A 20,972-nucleotide genomic window follows, 5' to 3' on the forward strand; every position below is an offset into this window, starting at 1 on the left:
CGGCTTTCCTTGTAACATATTTTTTGCAGGCGACTGACACGTTACGCCACTGGCCGAGGTATCCGATAACCCCTGCCCCGCGCAAGATGCCCTGACGTGTTCAACTGTATCACAAGTCTTTTCAGAATATTTAGCTTACTGCGTGAAAGATCCAGTGGAACAGCCCGATATTGGTCAGATCGTTGAATGTCGAGAAGAGGAAAAGGGCGCCGATCAGCGCCATTCCGACCTGCATGCTGATCTCCTGGACCCTGCGCGAGACCGGCCGCCCACGGACGAGTTCACACGCATAAAAGACCAGACGGCCACCATCGAGCACCGGAATTGGAAAGAGATTGATCAGGCCCAGATTGATCGAAAGCAGCGCCATGAAGGAAATGATGCTGGCCAGACCATAGCTGGCGACCTGTCCCGAGAGTTGTGCAATGCGAATCGTACCCCCGAGTTCCCTGGCGCTCCGCTGGCCGCTGATGATCTGCCACACACCCTGCAGCGTCATGACCGATTTATCCCAGGTTTCCTGGATGCCCATAATGAATGCCGAAGGAAGCGAAACAGGATTTCCACGGGAAATGGCAAAAGCAACCCCGAGGCTGCCCGTCTCGTGGCCGCCGCTTTTCACGGCATCGAACGTGACGGGCAGGCTGAGATCCTCGGTGCCGCGATGGATACCAAGGACCGTCTGCTGCCCCGGATGGGACGAAACGGTATTCATCACATCCTCGGCGCCGAGGATGTGGGTTTCTCCGATCCGGGTGATTACGTCGCCAGGCTTGACGCCGGCATGTTCCGCAGGGCTTCCCACAACGACCTGTGAAATATCCCCGTGAAGTTCCGGCTTGCCGATGACTGCGAACAGCACCGTAAACGCCAGAATGGCGAAGATGAAGTTGAAGATCGGCCCCATGAGAATGACGATGGCCCGTGAACCCACGGGCTTGTCGTGAAACGTCCGACCCGGAATCCACGCAGCTTTCTGTTCTTCGGTCGCGTCTTCCGGACCTTCAAACCCGTGCGGTTTGACGAAACCGCCCAGAGGGATGGCGCTGATGCGCCATTCAGTGCCGGAGCGGTCATGCCAACGATAGAGTGCAGGGCCAAAACCGATGGAAAACGTATCGACCTTCACGCCGCGCCAACGCGCCGCCAGATAATGCCCAAGCTCGTGAATGAAAACGAGAATGCCCAGAATCAGGACATAGGCCAGAATGGTCCGCAGAAGATCATGCATTCAGGGCGGCCTCACTGACGTGGTTTCGCAGATGTCCACTGGCCCGCAGGATATGGGCCTCGGCAAGGTCGCGCCCCCGTGCGTCCCAGTGCAGGACGTCATCCAGACTTTTGAGCTCGGGATTTTCAGTCATGGCCTGCAGGGCAGCGTCGATTGTCTCGCCAATGCCGAGAAATCCGATACGACGGTTCAGAAACGCCTCGACGGCGATTTCGTTGGCGGCGGAGAACACGGCCGGTGCCGCCCCGCCGGCCCGCAGGACCTGTCTGGCGAGGCGGAGGGGGGCGAACCGGACCTCGTCCGGCGCCTCAAACTCGAGGCGGCCATAAGCAGCCAGATCAAGGCGTCCACAGGGCGTGGTCATGCGCTTTGGCCAGGCGAGCGTGTGAGCGATGGGAATGCGCATGTCGGCAGACCCCATCTGGGAGACGAGGCTGCCATCCCGAAACTGCACAAGACCGTGCACGACAGACTGCGGATGAACCAGAACGTCGATCCGGTCTTCGGTCAGGCCGAACAGACGGGCGGCTTCGATGACTTCCAGCCCCTTGTTGGCCATGGAGGCCGAATCGATCGTGATTTTGGCGCCCATCGACCATGTCGGATGCTTCAGGGCCTTTTCCGGGGTAGCTGCTCGCATCTCTTCGAGTGTCGATTTACGGAAAGGGCCGCCTGACGCCGTCAGAATAATCTTCTCAACACTCTCCATATCACAGCCGCCCAGAGACTGGGCGATGGCGTTGTGTTCCGAATCGACGGGCAGAAGGGTGGCACCGGCTTCGGAGACGGCACGCAGCATGACATCGCCCGCGCAGACGAGCGCTTCCTTGTTTGCGAGTGCCACCGCATGTCCGTTGCGAACGGAGGCCAGTGTGGGTTCCAGACCCGCAGCGCCCGTAATCGCAGCCATGGTCCAGTCAGCTTCCATGGCACCGGCTTCAATCACGGCCTGGCGGCCAGCGGCCGTCCGGATGCCGGTGCCTGCAAGCAGGGATTTCAGTTCGTCGTGACGGCTTTCGTCATGCAGGACAGCCACTTCAGCATTCAGGCGACGGGCCTGTTCGGCCAGAAGCGCCGCGTTGCAGCCTCCAACCAGCGCCCGGACCTCGATCTCATTCGGAATCCGGGCAAGGAGATCGACCGTGGAGGTTCCGATACTGCCGGTGCTGCCCAGCACTGTGATGCGACGGCGTGTGGACCGTGCAGAACCGTCAGTCATGCGAAGAACTCCCGTAAGAAGTGGGTAAGTGTGCAGGAAGGATGGACCACCAGAAAGGCTGCGTTGCCACCGCAAGCGACAACAGGGCCGCCGCAGGAGCCGCTGCGAGAAGACCGTCAAAGCGATCCAGAAGGCCGCCATGTCCGGGGATGAGGCGTCCTGAATCTTTCACGCCCAGCCGGCGTTTGGCCGCGCTTTCCAGAAGGTCCCCGCTTTGGGAAAAAACTCCCAGAACCGCACCACAGATCAGACCGCCGATCTGCGTTCCCGGGACAGCCAGCCACGCAACAAGGCCGCCCGCCAGAGACGCTCCAAGAAGCCCTCCGATAGCACCCGAGCGGGTTTTACCGGGCGAGATGGACGGAGCCAGCTTCGGACCACCGAAAATACGACCTGTCAGATACGCGAAGCTGTCGCTGGCAATCACGACTGACAGCACGAAAAGAACCGAGGCCATACCAAAAGGCAGATGACGCAGCCACAGAAGCGAGAGGCCCCCAACAATGGAGACGATGACGGGAACGCTGGCGGGAAACCCAAAAATCAGGGTCGGCCAGATCATCCAGAAGGCGGCGCTCCACTCCCCTTTCAGGGCAGCAAGACCGGCAATTACGGGCCAGGCCAGTAGCAGACCCCCGCGCCATGTTTTCAGGGGCTGGCGGATAAGCGTCTCGCCCTCCCAGACCAGACCGAACATCGCCAGCAGGATCAGGGCATCATAGACCAGACCGCCGCGCCAGATGCAGAAGGCTGCGACAGGGACAAGAACCGCGGCCGACAGAAGACGCAGCCGCAGATCGGACCACCGTGCGGAAGCACTGCTCATGCGGGGCGTCCACCAAATCTGCGCTGACGACCGGCAAAACGCGACAGCGCATCCAGAAATTCGGGCTCGCCAAAATCGGGCCACAGAACGTCCATGAAGATCAACTCGGCGTAAGCACTCTGCCAGAGCAGGAAATTGGACAGCCGACATTCGCCACTGGTCCGGATCACCAGATCGGGATCGGGCATGTCGGCTGTCTGCAGGGCATCGTGAAGCGTGTTTTCCGTGATGCTGTCAGCCGTAATCCGGCCCGCAACCGCATCTTCGGCGAGACGGCGGGCGGCTTGCACGATTTCAGCGCGGCCGCCATAGGACAGTGCAAGCGTCAGGGTCAGGGTAGTGTTGTGAAGCGTGAGGGTTTCAGCACGGTGGAGTTCTTCGCGCAAAGGCCCCTCGAACCGCTCTGGCTCGCCGATGACCCGCAGCCGCACACCTTGCCCGTGGAGTTCGTTGATCTTGTGGCGCAGATAAAAGCGCAACAGAGAAGTCAAATCTCCGACTTCTTTCGTCGAGCGACGCCAGTTCTCGGACGAAAATGCATAAAGCGTGAGATATCGCACGCCCTGCTGGATGGCCGTACGGACGCATTTCTGCACGGATTCCGCGCCCTGGCGGTGTCCTGCGATGACCGGGAGCCTGCGCGCACGCGCCCAGCGGCCGTTTCCATCCATGATCACGGCGACATGGACGGGAACGGCGCTCGCTCCCCCCCCGATGGGAGAGGAGACCGTGCCTTCAGAGCGGGGAAAAGATCCTAAGGGCAAATGCGCAATCAGACCTGTTTGATCTCGCGTTCTTTGTCCGCGAAAATATCGTCCACTTTCTTGATGTACTGGTCCGTCAGCTTCTGGATGGCGTCAGTCCAGGTTTTCATATCGTCCTGACTGATCTCGCTCTTCTTTTCCAGCGCCTTGGTCTGCTCCATACCGTCGCGACGCACGCCACGTACGGAGATCTTGCCGTTCTCGGTATAGCGGGCGGCGGCACGGGCCAGTTCATTACGGCGCTCTTCGGTCAGGGCCGGAATGGGAACGCGGACCGTCTGGCCGTCCGTGGACGGGTTGAGGCCGAGACCACTGTCGCGGATGGCGCGCTCGACGGCACCAACGACCGTGCGGTCCCAGACGGAAACTGTCAGCATCCGGGCTTCAGGTACGGCGATGGAGCCGACCTGCGACAGCGGCACCTCGGACCCGTAGGCTTCGACGCGGACCGGCTCAAGGAGGTTCGGGCTGGCACGGCCCGAACGCAGGCCCGAGAGGTCCCGGCGCAGGCTTTCGATCGCACCGTCCATACGGCGCGTCAGATCGGCGATGAGGTCATTCAGGTCAGCAGGCATGAGCTGTTCCTTTCAGTTCGACGTTGGTCTCAGGACGGAACCTGAAGATTTCGTTGAAAATGCGAAGATCAGTCCGCTTCGATGATCTTGGTGAAAAGCCCTTCCCCACGCATGACGGCGCTGAAAGAGCCGGGAGCATGCATGTTGAAAACCACGATGGGCAATCTGTTTTCGCGAGCCAGACTGATGGCCGCAGCGTCCATGACGTTTAGATCGCGGGCAAGAACTTCGAGATAGGTCAGACGGTCGTAACGCTGGGCGTCCGGGTTGCGGCGCGGATCGGCGGAATAGACGCCATCCACCTGCGTCCCCTTGAAGAGCGCATCACATTCCATTTCGTTGGCACGCAGGGCGGCGGCTGTATCCGTCGTGAAGAACGGATTACCCGTACCGGCCGCAAAAATGACAACGCGGCCCTTTTCCATATGGCGCACGGCGCGACGGCGGATATAGGGCTCGGCGATGGAGGCCATCTGAATCGCGGTCATGACACGCGTTTCCATGCCGCGGCGCTCCAGCGCATTCTGCAGCATCAGCGCATTGATGACAGTGGCCAGCATACCGGCATAATCGCCCTGAGCACGGTCCATGCCCTTGGCGGCCGCTGCCAGACCGCGGAAAATGTTGCCCCCCCCGACGACGAGGCAGACTTCTACCCCCGAAGCCCGCACTTCAGCGATATCGGCGGCAACCATGTCCACCATCACGGGGTCTACTCCCGACGGCCCATCGCCCATCAGGGCCTCGCCGGACACCTTGAGCAGGACGCGTTTGTAGGAGGAGCTCTGTTCTGGGTTCTCGGTCATCATGCCCGTCTCCGGCTGGATGTGGTGTCTTGATTTGCGCCCGTCATACAGACGTGGCGGCATTGGAACAAGCGATGTCAGGATCGCCGGATTTCAAACGCTCCGGCACCTGTCTTTTTCAATCGTCCAGACCGATGGCACGCAGCCGGGCCTTTTCCTCGTCCCATCCTGCGCGTTCCTTGACGTTCAGGAAAAGATGGCACTTGCGATCCAGCAGTTCCTGAAGCTCCATCCGTGCCCGCGCACCGAGGGATTTAATCTTGTGGCCGCCTTCGCCGATCAGGATGGCCTTGTGTCCGGGACGGGAGACGTAGATCGTCACCTCGATCCGCACTGAACCGTCCGGACGTTCCTTGAAGCTCTCCGTCTCGACCGTTGCCTGATAGGGAATTTCCTCATGCGTCTGCATGAAAATCTGCTCCCGCACCAGTTCGGCGGCCAGAAGGCGATCTGGCAGATCGGTCAGGTCATCTTCAGGATACAGGAACGGACCTTCCGGCAGTTCGGTCGCCAGACGGGCCATCAGGTCGTTAACGCCCTCGCCCGAACGCGCGCTCAGCATGAAGACATGCTCCACGCTGATGAGACCACCGATCTCCTGAGTCAGGGGAAGCAGCTCTCCCCGCTCCACCAGATCCGTCTTGTTCAGGATAAGCCAGATGCGCCCTTTGCTCCCCGCAAGCTTTGCGATAATTTCGCGGACGTCCTCGCGCAGGCCCGATTTCGCATCCACCAGAAGCAGCGTCAGATCCGCGTCCTGCGACCCCGACCAGGCGGCATTGACCATGGCCCGGTCAAGGCGGCGCCGCGGTTTGAAGATACCCGGCAGATCCACGAGAATGATCTGGGCATTGTCCTGCATGACGATGCCCAGTGTCCTGAAACGGGTCGTCTGCGCCTTGGGGCTGACGATGGACAGCTTGGCTCCGGCAATCCGGTTGAGCAGGGTGGATTTCCCCGCGTTCGGAGCCCCGACGAGAGCCACGAAACCGCAGCGCGTGGTCATGTTCTGATCCTTTGTTGATGACATCTCAGGACGCCACATTCTGACCGAGACGTTTCAGCAGGGCGGTTGCCGCTGCCGTTTCTGCCAGCCTCTTGCTGCCGGCCTCGCCCGTTCCCGTCTGCCCGAGCGTCGTGACGCTGACTCGGAAGACTGGAGCATGGGAAGGACCGTCCGAAGACAGGAGTTCATAATTTGGAAGCGGCAGCCCCTGCGACAGCATATATTCCTGAAGTAGGGTCTTGGGCTCCTTGTGCGGCCGGTCAGCACTGTCCAGCCGGGACTGCCAGTACTGGCGAACCACCCGACGCGCAGGCTCCAGCCCACCATCCAGATACAGTGCGCCCAGCAGGGCCTCCATCGCGTCCGCACGGATACTCGATAGACGCCGGATCCCGGCATCTTCCTCATGCGGAGAAATCTGGAGGGAGCCGGAAAGCCCGACCTGATCGGCGATTTCAGCCAGAACCGTACGCGACACCAGATGGGCGTGACGCGGGCCAAGCGCGCCCTCCTGTTCGTCCGGGTAACGTTCCAGCAGCCATTCGGCCATCAGCAGACCCAGAACACGATCCCCGATGAACTCGAGACGTTCGTTCGAACCCGTGCCCTTGGGACGCTGGCTCCGGCGCGTCCGGCGCGGATCGCGGCCGGAAACGGCGGAACGATGGGTCAGCGCTTCGCTCAGCAACTCAGGCTTTGCAAAATCATGCCTGAGCGCTGCCTGCATCGACGCAAGGGCGTCTGTTGAGGAGAGTTTCATGTGACGAGATGCAGGAAACGGTTCCAGCGGATTTCGGTCGGCCAGTACCAGAACTGCCATGCCGGATGGCGCATATCCATTGAGAACAGGACGACCGGCGCGCGACCGACAAGGTTCTGCATGGGCACGAAACCAAGATCGTCCGGACCATCACCCTGAAACCGGCTGTCGGCGCTGTCGTCGCGGTCATCGCCCATGGCGAAGAACGATCCCTCCGGAACCACATATTCCGGCGTATCGTTTGCGAAACCTTCATCCGTCAGCTTGAGAATGTCATGATCGACCGGCGGACGTCCGCCGCTGCCAGGAAGGCTCTCACGATAGAGTTCGCCACTGAGGAGGCGGTTGTTCTCGTCCAGCACCTCGTAATGACCAAGTGCCGTCCGGGGAACTTCGATTCCGTTGAGAATAAGATGCCCTCCCGTGACCTGGATATGGTCGCCGGGTAGCCCGATGATACGCTTGATGTAATCAACGGACGTATCCCGCGTGAAACGGAAGACCGCAACATCGCCACGATGAGGCTCGGCCCCAAGAATCCGGCCACTGAAGACGTTTGGCGAAAACGGAAAGGAAAAACGGGAATATCCGTAGCTGAACTTCGAGACCAGAACGAAATCACCGATCTGCAGTGTCGGGATCATCGAACCGGAAGGGATATTGAAAGGCTCCACCACAAGGGAGCGCACGGCAAACACCGCCAGCAGCAGCACGCAGAAATAACGGATGCTTTCGCCAAGCGTCTCTTCGCGGCGTGCGGGCTTGTCACCCGTACTTTCTGAACCCTGCACGGGTCTGTTCTCCTTGATCATCAGACGCTCTTAACGCAGCTTGGCGACGTTGGCGAGCGCTTCAATCGGTCCTGGCCGTCCGGACGCCTCCGGCGGTACCGATTGGATGATGACCTGCGCCAGGGCGAACGGCGGGTCATCCGTCAGGCTGACGAAAAGCTGGGCGTTCTGTCCCGGAGGCGTCAACTGGGACAGGACTTCCCGCGCCCTTCCTGAAAGCCGCAACTCGGGAGCACCGCTTGGTCCGTTACAGACCCCGATATCCTGAAGTTGGACTCCGTAAGCAAAGCCTGTGCCCAGCGCTTTCACGCAGGCTTCCTTGGCGGCCCAGCGCTTGGCGTAGCTGCCCATGCGCTCCACTCCCGAGAGCCGGTCAGCATGGCTGCGTTCGGCCTGCGTGAAAACGCGGTTGAGGAAGCGGTCGCCAAAGCGCTCGACGCTTTTCTCGATACGCGAGATCATGCACAGATCCGTCCCCATCCCGAGGATCATGGGGTCATCCCTTGGCGCGCTCGACCTGCATGACACCTACAGCCGTCCTGAAGGCCGCGATCATGGACGAGAGATGGCGCAGGTCCTTCACTTCCAGATCTACCAGAATTTCCATGAAATCGAGCTGGCGGTTTACGATCTTGAGGTTGAGGACGCTGCCATTGTGCTTTGCAGCCACATTCGTCAGGGTCGCGAGAACCTCGGGCTCGTTGGCCGCGACCACCGACAGTCGGGCCGTATAGGGTTCGGCACCCTGACGGCGGCCAAGAGCTTCGTAATCCCAGTCCACTTCCAGAAAACGCTCGGGCGTGTCCGCGAAGCTGGACAGGTTCTGACAGCCGCGTCGATGAATGGTGACGCCCTTGCCCTGTGCGATGATGCCGACGATCGGGTCTCCCGGCAGCGGCCGGCAGCAGCCCGCGAAACTGATGGCGATCCCCGAACCGATCCCCTTGATCGTGCTTCCGGAATGCGCCGTCGTCTTCGGGGCGCCATGACCCGAGCCCAGCATGAGGGAGTGCCCGAAACGGGGCGACAGTCCCGGCACCATGCGGGGCGCACGAACGCTCTGACGCAACTCGGGATACGCCGTGTTGACGACGTCCTTGGGACCGAGCTGACCGTTCCCGACCGAGACATACAGATCTTCGACTGAAGCCTGACGGAGTTCCTTGAGGATGCCGTCGAGCACCTTTTCGGAACCATCCACGCCTTCCTGACGGAACGCCTTGGCAATGGCGGCACGGCCATTATCGAGATGCACCTGCCGCTGCTGCTGCGTCACAAAACGCCGGATACGGGCACGGGCCTTGCCCGTTGCGACGAAACGCTCCCACGATGGCGACGGCGTGCCGCCACGGGCCGTCATGATCTCGACCTGATCGCCATTCTGCAGCTCGTGCCGCAAGGGCATCAGGCGTCCGTTGACCTTCGCGCCGACGCAGGTATCGCCGACCTGACTGTGCACGGCATAAGCGAAATCAACGGGAGTGGCGCCGCGCGGCAGGGAAATCAACTGCCCCTTGGGGGTGAAGCAGAAAACCTGATCCTGATAGAGTTCCAACTTGGTATTTTCGAGGAACTCGTCCGGAGCCTGACTGTCCTCGAGGATTTCCAGAAGATCCTGCACCCAGCGCAGCTTGCGGGTCGGCGCGCCAAAGGCGGACGACAGGGCCGCGGCTTCGCGTTCGCTCGGGGTTGCGTGTTCCTTGTAAGCCCAGTGAGACGCCACACCGTTTTCAGCCAGATCGTGCATTTCGGCAGTCCGGATCTGGACTTCGATTTTCTGGTTGCGCGGATGACGCAGGGTCACGCCGGTATGGAGACTTTGATAACCGTTGGCTTTGGGGGTCGAGATGTAGTCCTTGAAGCGCCCGGCAATCATCGGATAGGCGCCGTGGATAGCCCCCAGCGCCATGTAACAGGCATCACGCGTGGGGACGAGCAGGCGAAAGGCCATGATGTCCGAAAGCTGCTCAAACGCCACGTTCCGACGCTGCATTTTCTCCCAGATCGAATAGGGAGATTTCTCGCGTCCCGTGACCTCGACTCTGTCGATCCCGGTTTCCGCACACAGAGCCATCAACTCCTGACGGACCTGCTCAATGACGTCAGCGCCCTGCCCGCGCAGAAAATTCAGCCTTGCGCGGATCGTCGCATCGGCTTCGGGCTCGAGCTGGGCGAAGGAAAGATTCTGAAGCTCCGTCTTGACGCGGTCCATACCGATGCGCTCGGCGAGCGGCGCATAGATATCCATCGTCTCGCGGGCGATACGCTGCCGGCGGTCCGTACGCTGCACATAATGAAGTGTGCGCATGTTGTGCAGGCGATCGGCAAGCTTGACAATCAGGACGCGGATATCCCGCGACATGGCCAGAACCAGCTTGCGGAAATTTTCGGCCTGTTTGGTGCGGTCGGACTGGAGTTCGAGCCGCGTCAGCTTCGTCACACCGTCAACGAGCGCTGCAACATCCTCGCCGAAGCGGGCTTTCAGGGAATCACAGGAAACGCCGGTGTCTTCCACGGTATCGTGGAGCAGCCCCACCATAATGGAGGTTGCGTCCATGCGGAAACCCGCAAGGATATTGGCGACGGCAATCGGGTGCGTGATGTAGGCGTCGCCATTATCACGGCGCTGCTCGTTATGGGCGTTGGCCGCAACATCATACGCGGCTTCGATCTGCGCGAGATCGGCCGATGGATCATAGCTTTCGATTCGTCGCAGCAGTCCGGCAATGGACGGCTTGAAGTCCCCGCTTGCGACAGGCGGGGGTGCAGTCGGAGGAGATGCATCAGGCATGCAGCATTCCTCCTCTTAGTAAAACCGGTCAGAGATCAGCGACGACCCCGACCACCCAGTTCGGCTTCAATGGCAGCGGCTTCGTCTGCAGACATGTTCTCGGCCATGTGAGCATGCTCTTCCTCGGCGGAGACATCCTGCAGACCAAAAATGTTCTGGTCCGTCGGGATCAGATCCAGCACCTCTTCGTCCACGGGCTCCGGCTCGGGAGCGCGCGCCAGAGAGCGGATGATGCCTTCGCGCAGCACGGGGAGGCTTACCTTGTCTTCGGCGATTTCACGCAGGGCGACGACCGTATTCTTGTCGTTTTCACGATCAAGCCGGATTTCCTCGCCGCGCGACAGGCCACGGGCACGCTGGGCGGCCAGCAGGACCAGTTCGAAACGGTTAGAAACCTTCTCGATGCAATCTTCGACGGTTACGCGCGCCATGCGACAGGCCCCCTTCGGGTAAGACAAAAGAATAAAATAAGAGAGAACGCTGGCAATAACATGCAGTTCATGCGAATGCAATCGGCGCCTGCCCCGCCTCCGGAATTGAACCCGAGTGCCTCCACGCCTGGTCGCAGCTGGACGGCAGCCTCTCCTGCGCAGGGCGACATATTTTACATACCGGGATTACCTTCATGCTTTTGCGCCAGAACGAACGCACTGCCCTTTTCATCGACGGCGCCAGCCTCCATCACGCAGCCCGCAATTTGGGTTTTGAAGTCGATTTCCGCAACCTTCGCAAACTCTTTGAAAATGCGTCTCTTTTTCAGCGCGCCTTCTATTATGCCGCCATGCCTGAGACGGATGACTATTCCCCGATCCGCCCCCTGACGGACTGGCTGTCCTATAATGGGTATCATCTTGTGCTGAAAACTGCGCGGGAGTTTACGGATCCTTCAGGAAGACGGCGTATCAAGGGGAACATGGATGTCGAACTGACAGTGGATCTTCTGGAACAGGCGGGCCGCCTCGATCACGCCGTGATCGTCAGCGGCGATTCTGATCTGCGTCGTGCCGTTGAGGCGGCGCAGGCACGCGGGGTCCGGGTTACGGTCATTTCCTCGATGCGCTCGACGCCCCCCATGATCGGAGACGATCTGCGGCGTCAGGCAGATATGTTCGTGGAACTGGCGGACATCGCGCCGTCGTTCACACGGCGTCAGGCTGAACCGCGCAATCCGCCCCGACAGGGCCCGGTTCGTCATCCTGCCGACATCAACAGCGACGAGACCAGCGACTCATGACCCCTCGGGCTTCTACCGGAACGATCCCCGCCCCTCCTCCGCTCTCCGCCTTTGCAGAAGGCGCGCGGTCAGGAACCGGGCCGCTCTCAGCCGAAATGCTGATTGTCTGCCTCGATCCGGAAGATGCCACGGAGACCCTGGCGTCCTTTCTGGACGCCAACAGCATCGTCTTCGACCCGGCCCTTGCCGGGCCGGAGGCCATTCTTGGACGCATCACCAGCGTCATGCAGCCCCTGTCGCCACAACCTCTGGCTCTCCCGTCAGAGCTCGAAGCCTGTAGCGCCGCGCTCTGTACCGAGCTTCAGAGCATGCCCAGACTGAAGCTGGTCCTCACACTCGGAATCAGCGCCCATATTGCGGTTCTGGGCGCATGTGGCATTCCGTTATCGCGGCTTGATTTCCGGCCTGGCGAAATCACCCATCTTCCGGATGGCTTGCTTCTGGCCGACGGATGCCACTTCCCGAGCAAGCCTTTCCCGGCTGACATGATGGCGCAGCGTCGCTCCGCCCTGACTGAGCTATCGCCCAAAATTCGCGCAGCATTGCGTCCGACCCTGTAAAAAACCCGACGGGCTCTGGATCAGAGCCTGTTTATACGCGTCTCTTCGGCAGGATGCGGCACGCCAGAAGCAACGCCAATGCCGCAAGATAGGGCGCAGAGACCGAGTTCAATGTCTTGAATGACAAGAAGAAGTGGATGCCTGCCAGAACTGCGGCCGGGTAGATCAGCCTGTGCAGAAATTTCCATCGGCGCTTCATCAGGCGCATAGACAACGCGTTTGAGGTCAGCGCGAGTGGAATGAGCAGAACCAGAGCACTCATCCCGAGAATGATGAAGAAGCGGTGCGTGATGTCGGTCCACAGAACGGTCCAGTCGAACCCGTGATCCAGACCGACATAGGCCAGCACATGCAGACTGGCATAAAAAAACGCCAGCAATCCGGTCAGACGTCGGTATCGAAGCAGATTAACGCCCGCAAAACGTCTCAGCGGAGCCAGCGCCAGACAGGCCAGCAGAAAACGGAAGGCCCAGAGCCCTAGTGACCGCTCGAACACATTGACCGGGTCGGCGCCGAGCGCGCCATGCTGCCCCTGCCAGACGAGCCACCCGGCCGGGATCATGCCGAGCGGATACAGGATCACGCGCCAGTGCCGTTGCAGCATACCGCTTCTGGCTCTTGAGGCAGACATCCCCTCTGACGGCATCAGAAGTTTTTCCGCAAGTCCATGCCGCGATACAGATCCGCCACCTGCTCGCCATATCCGTTGAACATCAGCGTCGGCTGCCGTGTGGCACCGAAGAGGGAGTGCGCGCCTATGACGCGCTCTGTCGCCTGACTCCAGCGGGGATGATCGACCTGTGGATTGACGTTGGCATAAAAGCCGTATTCGTCGGAGGCGAGGCGATTCCATGTCGTGGGCGGCTCGTGGTCCAGCAGGCGAATACGCTGAATCGACTTGATGCCTTTGAAACCATATTTCCACGGAACAACCAGACGAATGGGCGCGCCGTTCTGGTTTGGAAGCGTCTCGCCATAAACACCCAGCGCGAGTAGCGTCAGCGGATTCATAGCTTCGTCCAGACGCAGACCCTCCACGTAAGGCCACTGGATGCCCGACAGGCCGTCACTCTGTCCGGGCATTTCCGACGGACGCAGAACGCTCTCGAAAGCGACATGGGTGGCGCGGGGATCGGGATCAGCGTCCTTCAGCAGGCTCGCCAGCGGGAGACCGTCCCACGGGATGACCATGGACCACGCCTCGACACAGCGCATGCGGTAAATACGCTCTTCCATTGCCGCAGAACGCAAAAGCTGCTCCACGTCCAGACAGACGGGCTTGCGAACAAGACCCGTGATCTCCAGCGTCCATGGAAGCGGATGAAAGTCCTGCGAGTGGGCCGCAGGATCGGCTTTGCCCATGCCAAATTCGTAAAAATTATTATAGTGCGTCACGTCTTCGTGTGGCGTCGGCGTGAGATTGCCGGAATACGGCCCCGGATGCGTCTGGAGGGATGCGGCGTTTGCCGCGGTGGCAAGCGTGCTCAGGGCTGCCGCACCGCCGATCAGGGCACGTCGGGAGAGATACATCTCTTTTGGAGTAATCTCGGATGGCAGCGGCCTGGGGTACTGAAAAAGTGCCATGATCAATTTCCGGACTCTGAGAAACTCTGGCACCTATGATGCGTGAGTCTGTCGTAACGCATCATAAGGAGCCAGTATCCATGCCCCGTCCTAAAATCGGTTTTATCGGCTACGGTGCGATGGCCCAGCGTATGGGCGCCAATCTGCGAAAGGCCGGCTACCCGGTTGTCGCGTTCGCGCCGTCAGGGGGCAAGGATGAAACGGAAATGCTGCCCTCGCCCCGTGCGATTGCCGAAGCGGCCGAGATCATCATTTTCTGCGTACCGAATGATGCCGCGGAAAATCAGTCCCTGCATGGCGAAAATGGCGCGCTCGCTGCCCTGACGGCTGACAAGCTTGTCCTCGATACATCCACAGTCTCGCCGGATCAGGCGGACGCCTTTGCAAAACTTGCTGTGGAACATGGGTTCTCCCTGCTTGATGCCCCCATGTCCGGCAGCACGCCGGAAGCCGAGACTGGCGATCTGGTCATGCTGGTGGGAGGCGATGAGGCCGTGGTCAAGCGGGCGCAGCCGGTTCTGGACGTGATCGGCAAGCTGACGATCCATGCCGGGCCTGCCGGTGCGGCCGCACGCCTGAAACTGGTCGTGAACGGCGTGATGGGGGCGACGCTCAACATCGTGGCCGAAGGCGTATCGTACGGGCTGGCTGCGGGGCTGGACCGCGATGTCGTGTTCGAGACGCTTCAGCAGGTGGCCGTTGTCAGCCCGCATCACAAGCGCAAACTGAAGATGGGCCAGAACCGTGAGTTCCCGTCGCAGTTCCCCACACGCCTGATGTCCAAGGACATGGGGCTGCTGCTCGATGCCGGACGCAAGGTTGGCGCGTTCATGCCAGGCATGGCCGTGGCCGATCAGGCTCTGGCCCTTTCCAACCGGCTGCATGCGGATGAGGATTACTCGGCCCTCATCGGTGCGATGGAACACAGCGTTGCCAATCTTCCTCATAAATGAGAACGATACGCGGGAGCACCCGTCCCTGAGGACGGTCATCTCGCCTTATTCTGCCAAGGAGTGACATCATGGCCTTTGAACTTCCCACCCTGCCCTACGCCGAAAATGCTCTCGCTGATGCGGGCATGTGCCAGGAAACGCTGGAACTGCACCACGGCAAACACCATCAGGCCTATGTCACGGCCCTGAACGGTTTCGTGGAGAGCAAGCCGGAACTGGCTGGCAAGACGCTTGAGGAGATCATCGCGTTCTCCCACGGCAAGCCTGAGATTGCCCCGGTCTTCAACAATGCGGGCCAGCACTGGAACCACATCCTGTTCTGGAAGAATCTGTCTCCGAAGGGCGGCAAGATCCCGACCGGTCTGGAAAAGAAGATTGCTGAAGACTTCGGGTCTGTTGAAGAGTTCAAGAAGCTCTTCAAGCAGGCTGCCACGACGCAGTTCGGTTCGGGCTGGGCCTGGCTGGTACTGGACAAGTCCGGCAAGCTTGCCGTGACGAAAACGGCAAACGGCTCCAACCCGCTTGCTGAAGGTCAGGGCAAGACGCTTCTGGGCCTCGATGTGTGGGAGCACGCTTACTACCTCGATTTCCGCAACCGTCGCCCGGACTATGTCACGAACTATCTGGACAAGCTCGCCAACTACGAGTTCGCGGAAGCTGAACTGAAGTCTGCCTGATCCCTTCGAGGTTCATCAGACAAAAAAACGCCCCGTCCGGTTTTCCGGGCGGGGCGTTTTTCATGAACGGATCGCAAAAGCCCGGTTCAGGAAGCGCTGGGCGTTTTCTCGCGCGACGTGATGGTCGTGATCGTGCTGCGGACGATTTTCACGCGTACACCCTGTGCGATCTCGACATCGACTTCATCGCTGTCATCACGCGTCGCCTGCACGACGCCCACGATGCCACCGGCCGTGACGATACGATCACCACGACGCAGCGAGCCCTGCTCGTCACGCAGTTTGCGTGCGCGCTGCTGCTGGGGGCGGATCAGCAGGAAATAGAACACCACGAAGATGAAAATCATCGGGGCGAACTGAAGCACCTGCGGATTGGAAAGCAGACCACCACCATCGGCGGCCTGGGCGGAAGAAATAAACAGACTGCTCATGGATGTCGGGGTCCAGTCTTGAGTGAAGCTGGCGGGGACCATATCGTCCGGGGGCTGCCCGTCAAGCGTGGCGCCGACGTCTTTTGATCTCAACTCCTTTCAGCCCGGAACCGTTTTCCATGACCGACCACGCCCTGCTCAACGCTCTCGAACGTATTGCCGACAGTCTGGAGCGCATGAGTCCGCCTCCGCCGAACGCGGATATCCTGCACAAACATGACGCCTTTCTGTGGCAGGCCGCGCTGGGCGTACTGACTCCGGTTGAGAAGGTTTCGGGCGTGCCCCTGTCCCTGCTTCAGGGCGTGAAGCGTCAGATGGATCAGGTCATGGCCAACACGCGGCATTTCGCGGAGGGCTTCAGCGCCAACAATGTCATGCTCTGGGGCGCGCGTGGCATGGGGAAGTCCTCGCTCGTTAAAGCCTCCGTTGCGGCTGTGAACGCGGAGCAGCGTGCGAAGAACGGCGGGACGCTCGCACTGATCGAGATCCAGCGGGACGAACTTCCATCGCTGCCGAAACTGCTGGCTGTCCTGCGGACCACGAAACGCCGCTGCATCCTGTTCTGTGATGACCTTTCGTTCGAAAGCCAGGACGCAGATTACAAGTCACTCAAATCCGTGCTCGATGGCGGGATCGGCGGACGCCCGGAAAACGTCCTGATCTATGCGACGTCCAACCGCCGTCACCTGATGCCGCGGGATATGATCGAGAACGAGACGGGAAGCGCAATCAATCCATCCGAAGCGATTGAGGAAAAGGTCTCTCTTTCGGACCGGTTCGGTCTGTGGATCGGACTGTATGGCGCGACGCAGGACGATTATCTGGCGATCGTTGAAGCCTATGCGGCTTATTACAACCTGCCGGTTCCGCGTGAGAACCTGCGACGCAAGGCGCTTCAGTGGGCCATGGCGCGGGGCAGTCGGTCCGGCCGCGTGGCCTCGCAGTTCATCAGCGATCTGGCTGCGGAACTGGGTATTCCGCAGTCGTGAGGACGGAAAAAACCATGAAGATATTCCACGCCCTCGGACTCCTTGCCCTTCTGGCCTCTGCCATGAATACGGCTCAGGCCGGAGACAATCCACGCCTCAAGGCCATGTTCGACGCCGATCAGGCAGAGCGTGAACAGGAGCCGATCAACTGGGACACCCTGATCCCCAATGACATGAAGCGGCGGGCCGAACTACACAGGATGCTGGAGCAGAATGTCGTCACGACGGGGCTGGACTACTACGAAGCAGCCTTCATTCAGCAGCATGGCCAGAAACCGGACGATTACCTGCTTGCGCACGTCCTGGCCATGGCCGCACTGGCAAAGGGGTACACACAGGCCCGCTGGATCGCAGCAGCGACACTGGATCGCTATCTTCAGCAGAACAGGCACCCACAGATTTTCGGCACGCAGACTGTCATCCGGAGCGTGGCCGGAACCGGGAAGGAAGAAACTCCCACACGCGCACCATTTAACGCTGCACTGATACCTGACAGCCTTCGTGCCACACTTGGCGTCGCCGATCTGAAAACACTTGCGAACCGCCTATCCAAAAAGGACTATAATTCTTCGGATGGCGAGAACTGAGGTTACGTTCATGGCACCCCTGATACTTCTATGCCTGTTTGCTGCGGTTTTTCTGGCCTACGCCGCACCCGATACGCCGGTCGGCAGGATCTGTCGTGATCGGCTTGTGACGCGTCCCTGCAGATGGATAAAAGAATTTCCCCATGTTGTGGGAATTCTTGCGCTGGGGATTATTCTGCTTGTGGGTTGCGCCACGTGGTTACTGGGCCATGATGGTTTTGCCACAAGCCTACAGATGGCTCCGGATTTTCTGACCTTTGCCACCAGCTTTGAAGTCACGTCTTTTATCGAAGCGGCATCCAGCCTTGCGTTTGTGATGCTGACGACGGGAGTCGGAAAAAATATCCTCATTCTGCGGGAGCTGTTCCGACGCACGGCAAGACGGAGCAGGCGTGTTGCGAGTGCAGCCCGCTCACGTCTGACGGGACAAAATGCAGACGACCCTGACCCGGCAGCTCTCTCAGCTTTTTCCTGATGCTGAAAGCAGGCGGACCGAAGCGCCGCCTGCCTTGTCCGTCGTTCAGAACGACGCGCTGACGGTGCCGAAGAATTCGCGGACAGCACCGCGCTCCATGGACTGGTAATCGCCCACAGCGGGATTATCGTTCTCACCCATCATGGAGATGTATTTGGTGTTGAACAGGTTGTAGACATTGAAGCTCGCCGTGACATCCTTGAGAACGCTGAGCTTGCCGAAACGATACTGCGCACCGGCATTAGCCAGCCAGTAGCCGCCGATCGACGTGTCGTTCATGAAGCTGTAATAGCGGCGGCTGTAGTAGTTGGCATCGAAATGCGCTGTCATACCCTTCCAGCTATAGGCAACCGATGTTTTGTACATCCAGGCGGGATAGTTGACGATATTCTTGCCCGCGAGCGCGTAATAGCCGCCGACCGTATCGACGTTCCGATCGTAGGTACCTTTGTTGTAGCTCAGGTTATTGCTGATGCTCAGGCCGTCGATGGGGGTAATGGTGATATCGCCATTCGCACCCGTCATGGAGATATGGCCGAAATCAATGACCTGCGAGACCGGGTTGGTCAGAGAGCCAACGGCCGCGGCCAGGATCGGGTGGATCAGGCTGGCGTGGTAGACCGTCGCGTTCACCTGAAGGAGCTTCGACGAATAGCGATAACCACCGAGATAGACCCAGGCCTTTGACGGCTCTAGAGACTTCTTCTGCGCCTGGAACGTAGCCTGATCCTGCACGGAATAGACCGAGTTTGCGACACCATAGGCCGAGACCTCGTAGGCGCGCATGTTCTCGGCCACGTCAACATAGATCTCGTGGTGGCGGTTGATGTGCCAGTCCAGATTGACATGGGGCAGGAAGGCCTGAGACGCAGTCAGCGATCCGTTCGGCAGGGCGTCAGCACCCGTCCAGTCAGCATTGTTATACTGCGCGCCGCCGGATGTGGTAGCGGTCATGGACTTGAAACCGGCATGCAGGGTCAGGCCTTCAGCAAGCTGGATGCTGTCCTGAAGATGGAACTGCATGACATTGGTGTTCCACTGGAAGTTGTAACCTTCCAGGTAGGCCGGGCCATAAACGTCATAAGGCCCGACGGCCTTGAGCGGTGCACCCTGCCCCAGAATCGGCTCGCGGTAATTGAAGAGCCCTGCCTGCTGGTTGTTGTTCTCGTACCAGACACCGCCTTCGATCGTATGACGGCCCCATTTGTAGCGCAGGCTGGTATCAAAACCGTAGCGTTCCTGACGGTTCTGCCAGACTTCCTCGGACAGGGGTGCGCCGCCCTCGACCTGATCGTCGGGGTCGCTGTCGGTATAGCTATAATAGCCGGTCTGGCTGTGGCCGTAGAGCGTGCTGTTCCAGGTCAGATGGTCGGTAAGGGCAAGATCGAAATGCAGCCCGCCCATGTAATTAGTTTCGGCCTGACCGCCGTCATACATGGCGATATTGGAGCCATCGATACCCGGAACACTGTTGTAACCCGCCGGATAGGGGCGCGTCCCATTGGCGATGCCGTAAGCCAGACCATAGTTCGGATAAAGATGGGGGGTACGCCAGCCGAGGTTCTTCAGGATGCCGATGGACGTATCGGGATAGTTCCACTGCGCAAGGCTGGACCAGTTGAAGAAGGCCGACATGCGGCTGCGTTCATTGATCGGCTGTACGAGCTTAGCATCGACCTGCTGCATGAACTGGTCGCCACTGCCCATCCACATGCCCTCGTCGGTCCGGGCATAGGAGGTGTAGAGCTTCGTGCCGGTCTGGTTCAGCTTGCCGGAATCCAGGCGGACATAGGTGCGGTAGGAGCCATAGCTGCCAAAGGACTGGCTCACCTTGCCACCGCGTTTATCGTCGGGATCCGAAGATCCGATCTGGATCGTCCCGCCCAGCGTGTTCATGGAGGGCAGCTCAACGGAGCCTGCGCCCTGCGACATGCGCATGGACTGGATGTCATCGGGAATGATGGCAGAGGCCAGGCTCATGCCGCTGACGGACTGGTAGGTCTGGTCGTTCAGGGGAACGCCATCCACCGTCACGCCCATCTGATTCATGAAGAACCCGCGCACGTAGAGATTGGCGCCGAAGCTGTCGATACCAAACGGGTCGGTGGAAGTGAAGCTCACGCCCGGCGTGCGGTCCAGCATCTTGTAGGCACTGGTTCCGGGGACGTACTGGCGCATGATGGCTTTCGAGACTGCCTGCTCGGCATCACGGCCCGTCAGTTGCCGCCCCGTGACGGCGACGCTTTCGGTCGCGCGGGATTCCAGAGCTCCGGCCTTGCGACGAACCGGTGCGGCGTGCTCCGCGCCATTCCGTGCAGATGCGCCAGAAACAGCTTTCGGGGCATGATGCTTTGCCGGATGCGCGGACACCAAAACCGGCGAAGCATCATCCGCTGCAGGAAGGGGCTGATGCCCTGCCGCCAGAGCTGACTGGCGGACTGCAAACAGTGCGATGGAGGAAAGCAGCAGGGATCTGGTTCGCACCGTGGACGAAACTCCGGAATCTGGGTTTTGTAAACTTTGGGAAGCGGTGTCCTAAACGTGCCTGCACACTGCGGAAAGCGCCAGCATTGCTAGATGATGTTTCAATGACACGAAAACGGTGGTTTTTGTGCCGCATGTTGCGGGAAAGACGCGCTCTGCGGGCATGAATGATCGCTTCCTGTAGGGGGGCTTTGCCTGTTAGGTTCACTCTCAGCAAGACGATGTCGCG

At 59.9% G+C, this 20,972-nt stretch carries 23 protein-coding genes; 7 read left to right on the forward strand and 16 right to left on the reverse strand.

What is annotated here, in order from left to right:
- Nucleotides 1–130: 130 nt before the first annotated feature.
- From rseP to rpoZ, 12 genes are all read right to left on the reverse strand, one after another.
- Entirely contained in the window at nucleotides 131–1,231 is a 1,101-nt protein-coding gene (rseP, locus tag HK22_RS07845) for an RIP metalloprotease RseP (RefSeq protein WP_086648881.1), read from the reverse strand.
- Nucleotides 1,224–2,450: a 1-deoxy-D-xylulose-5-phosphate reductoisomerase gene (gene dxr, locus HK22_RS07850; protein ID WP_086648882.1), complete on the reverse strand. Its 1,227-nt coding sequence runs from the start codon at nucleotides 2,448–2,450 to the stop codon at nucleotides 1,224–1,226. Before dxr ends, rseP begins: the two co-directional genes overlap by 8 nt.
- Nucleotides 2,443–3,276: a phosphatidate cytidylyltransferase gene (locus tag HK22_RS07855; RefSeq protein WP_086648883.1), complete on the reverse strand. Its 834-nt coding sequence runs from the start codon at nucleotides 3,274–3,276 to the stop codon at nucleotides 2,443–2,445. The genes dxr and HK22_RS07855 overlap by 8 nt, the downstream gene beginning before the upstream one ends.
- The gene (gene uppS, locus HK22_RS07860) at nucleotides 3,273–4,040 is read right to left on the reverse strand and encodes a polyprenyl diphosphate synthase (RefSeq protein ID WP_062110601.1); all 768 of its coding nucleotides are present in this window, start codon (nucleotides 4,038–4,040) and stop codon (nucleotides 3,273–3,275) included. The genes HK22_RS07855 and uppS overlap by 4 nt, the downstream gene beginning before the upstream one ends.
- 8 nt (nucleotides 4,041–4,048) lie before the next feature.
- Nucleotides 4,049–4,615 carry a ribosome recycling factor gene (gene frr, locus HK22_RS07865; RefSeq protein WP_062033538.1) on the reverse strand — a complete coding sequence of 189 codons (567 nt, stop codon included), beginning with the start codon at nucleotides 4,613–4,615 and terminating at the stop codon, nucleotides 4,049–4,051.
- Between the two features lie 68 nt (nucleotides 4,616–4,683).
- Nucleotides 4,684–5,424: a UMP kinase gene (gene pyrH / locus HK22_RS07870; protein WP_062033882.1), complete on the reverse strand. Its 741-nt coding sequence runs from the start codon at nucleotides 5,422–5,424 to the stop codon at nucleotides 4,684–4,686.
- Between the two features lie 115 nt (nucleotides 5,425–5,539).
- Nucleotides 5,540–6,427, reverse strand: coding sequence for a GTPase Era (gene era / locus HK22_RS07875; protein WP_086649102.1), 888 nt, complete (start codon nucleotides 6,425–6,427; stop codon nucleotides 5,540–5,542).
- A 25-nt stretch (nucleotides 6,428–6,452) separates the two neighbouring features.
- Nucleotides 6,453–7,187, reverse strand: coding sequence for a ribonuclease III (gene rnc / locus HK22_RS07880; RefSeq protein ID WP_086648884.1), 735 nt, complete (start codon nucleotides 7,185–7,187; stop codon nucleotides 6,453–6,455).
- Nucleotides 7,184–7,999: a signal peptidase I gene (lepB, locus tag HK22_RS07885; RefSeq protein WP_369827224.1), complete on the reverse strand. Its 816-nt coding sequence runs from the start codon at nucleotides 7,997–7,999 to the stop codon at nucleotides 7,184–7,186. Before lepB ends, rnc begins: the two co-directional genes overlap by 4 nt.
- Before the next feature lie 9 nt (nucleotides 8,000–8,008).
- The gene (acpS, locus tag HK22_RS07890; protein ID WP_086648885.1) at nucleotides 8,009–8,470 is read right to left on the reverse strand and encodes a holo-ACP synthase; all 462 of its coding nucleotides are present in this window, start codon (nucleotides 8,468–8,470) and stop codon (nucleotides 8,009–8,011) included.
- Between the two features lie 4 nt (nucleotides 8,471–8,474).
- Nucleotides 8,475–10,769, reverse strand: a complete 2,295-nt coding sequence (locus HK22_RS07895) for a bifunctional (p)ppGpp synthetase/guanosine-3',5'-bis(diphosphate) 3'-pyrophosphohydrolase (protein ID WP_086648886.1) — start codon at nucleotides 10,767–10,769, stop codon at nucleotides 8,475–8,477.
- A gap of 35 nt (nucleotides 10,770–10,804) precedes the next feature.
- Nucleotides 10,805–11,200 carry a DNA-directed RNA polymerase subunit omega gene (gene rpoZ / locus HK22_RS07900; protein ID WP_062033888.1) on the reverse strand — a complete coding sequence of 132 codons (396 nt, stop codon included), beginning with the start codon at nucleotides 11,198–11,200 and terminating at the stop codon, nucleotides 10,805–10,807.
- 194 nt (nucleotides 11,201–11,394) lie between these two features.
- Between rpoZ and HK22_RS07905 the strand changes: the two genes are divergently transcribed.
- Together HK22_RS07905 and HK22_RS07910 are read left to right on the forward strand one after the other, a co-directional pair.
- Complete coding sequence (locus HK22_RS07905; RefSeq protein ID WP_062033563.1) at nucleotides 11,395–12,003, forward strand: NYN domain-containing protein; 609 nt, start codon at nucleotides 11,395–11,397, stop codon at nucleotides 12,001–12,003.
- Nucleotides 12,000–12,563 (forward strand): hypothetical protein, encoded by a 564-nt coding sequence (locus HK22_RS07910; protein ID WP_198945508.1) that lies wholly within the window; start codon nucleotides 12,000–12,002, stop codon nucleotides 12,561–12,563. The genes HK22_RS07905 and HK22_RS07910 overlap by 4 nt, the downstream gene beginning before the upstream one ends.
- A 31-nt stretch (nucleotides 12,564–12,594) precedes the next feature.
- On the opposite strand, the gene msrQ is transcribed toward HK22_RS07910, so the two are convergent.
- Both msrQ and msrP read right to left on the reverse strand, forming a co-directional pair.
- The gene (msrQ, locus tag HK22_RS07915) at nucleotides 12,595–13,209 is read right to left on the reverse strand and encodes a protein-methionine-sulfoxide reductase heme-binding subunit MsrQ (protein WP_369827225.1); all 615 of its coding nucleotides are present in this window, start codon (nucleotides 13,207–13,209) and stop codon (nucleotides 12,595–12,597) included.
- Nucleotides 13,209–14,147, reverse strand: coding sequence for a protein-methionine-sulfoxide reductase catalytic subunit MsrP (gene msrP / locus HK22_RS07920; RefSeq protein ID WP_086648887.1), 939 nt, complete (start codon nucleotides 14,145–14,147; stop codon nucleotides 13,209–13,211). Before msrP ends, msrQ begins: the two co-directional genes overlap by 1 nt.
- 80 nt (nucleotides 14,148–14,227) lie before the next feature.
- Here msrP and HK22_RS07925 point away from each other — a divergent pair, with 80 nt between their 5' ends.
- Nucleotides 14,228–15,100, forward strand: coding sequence for an NAD(P)-dependent oxidoreductase (locus HK22_RS07925; protein ID WP_062033575.1), 873 nt, complete (start codon nucleotides 14,228–14,230; stop codon nucleotides 15,098–15,100).
- A 68-nt stretch (nucleotides 15,101–15,168) separates the two neighbouring features.
- Nucleotides 15,169–15,777, forward strand: coding sequence for a superoxide dismutase (locus HK22_RS07930; RefSeq protein WP_062110615.1), 609 nt, complete (start codon nucleotides 15,169–15,171; stop codon nucleotides 15,775–15,777).
- A gap of 86 nt (nucleotides 15,778–15,863) precedes the next feature.
- Here the strand turns inward: HK22_RS07930 and yajC are convergent, their stop codons facing one another.
- A complete protein-coding gene (yajC, locus tag HK22_RS07935; RefSeq protein ID WP_062110617.1) occupies nucleotides 15,864–16,208 on the reverse strand; it encodes a preprotein translocase subunit YajC in 345 nt (114 codons plus the stop codon).
- 119 nt (nucleotides 16,209–16,327) lie between these two features.
- Here yajC and HK22_RS07940 point away from each other — a divergent pair, with 119 nt between their 5' ends.
- The 3 genes from HK22_RS07940 to HK22_RS07950 are packed head-to-tail and all read left to right on the forward strand — an operon-like array spanning nucleotide 16,328 to nucleotide 18,259.
- Nucleotides 16,328–17,197, forward strand: coding sequence for an ATP-binding protein (locus HK22_RS07940; RefSeq protein ID WP_086648888.1), 870 nt, complete (start codon nucleotides 16,328–16,330; stop codon nucleotides 17,195–17,197).
- Nucleotides 17,198–17,211: 14 nt separating this feature from the next.
- Nucleotides 17,212–17,784: a hypothetical protein gene (locus tag HK22_RS07945; RefSeq protein WP_086648889.1), complete on the forward strand. Its 573-nt coding sequence runs from the start codon at nucleotides 17,212–17,214 to the stop codon at nucleotides 17,782–17,784.
- A gap of 10 nt (nucleotides 17,785–17,794) precedes the next feature.
- Nucleotides 17,795–18,259 (forward strand): hypothetical protein, encoded by a 465-nt coding sequence (locus tag HK22_RS07950; protein ID WP_143412392.1) that lies wholly within the window; start codon nucleotides 17,795–17,797, stop codon nucleotides 18,257–18,259.
- A 45-nt stretch (nucleotides 18,260–18,304) separates the two neighbouring features.
- Here the strand turns inward: HK22_RS07950 and HK22_RS07955 are convergent, their stop codons facing one another.
- The gene (locus tag HK22_RS07955) at nucleotides 18,305–20,524 is read right to left on the reverse strand and encodes a TonB-dependent receptor (protein ID WP_369827240.1); all 2,220 of its coding nucleotides are present in this window, start codon (nucleotides 20,522–20,524) and stop codon (nucleotides 18,305–18,307) included.
- Nucleotides 20,525–20,972 lie beyond the last annotated feature (448 nt).

This window comes from Gluconobacter sp. DsW_056 (genome assembly GCF_002153595.1).
Taxonomy (GTDB): Bacteria; Pseudomonadota; Alphaproteobacteria; order Acetobacterales; family Acetobacteraceae; genus Gluconobacter; species Gluconobacter albidus.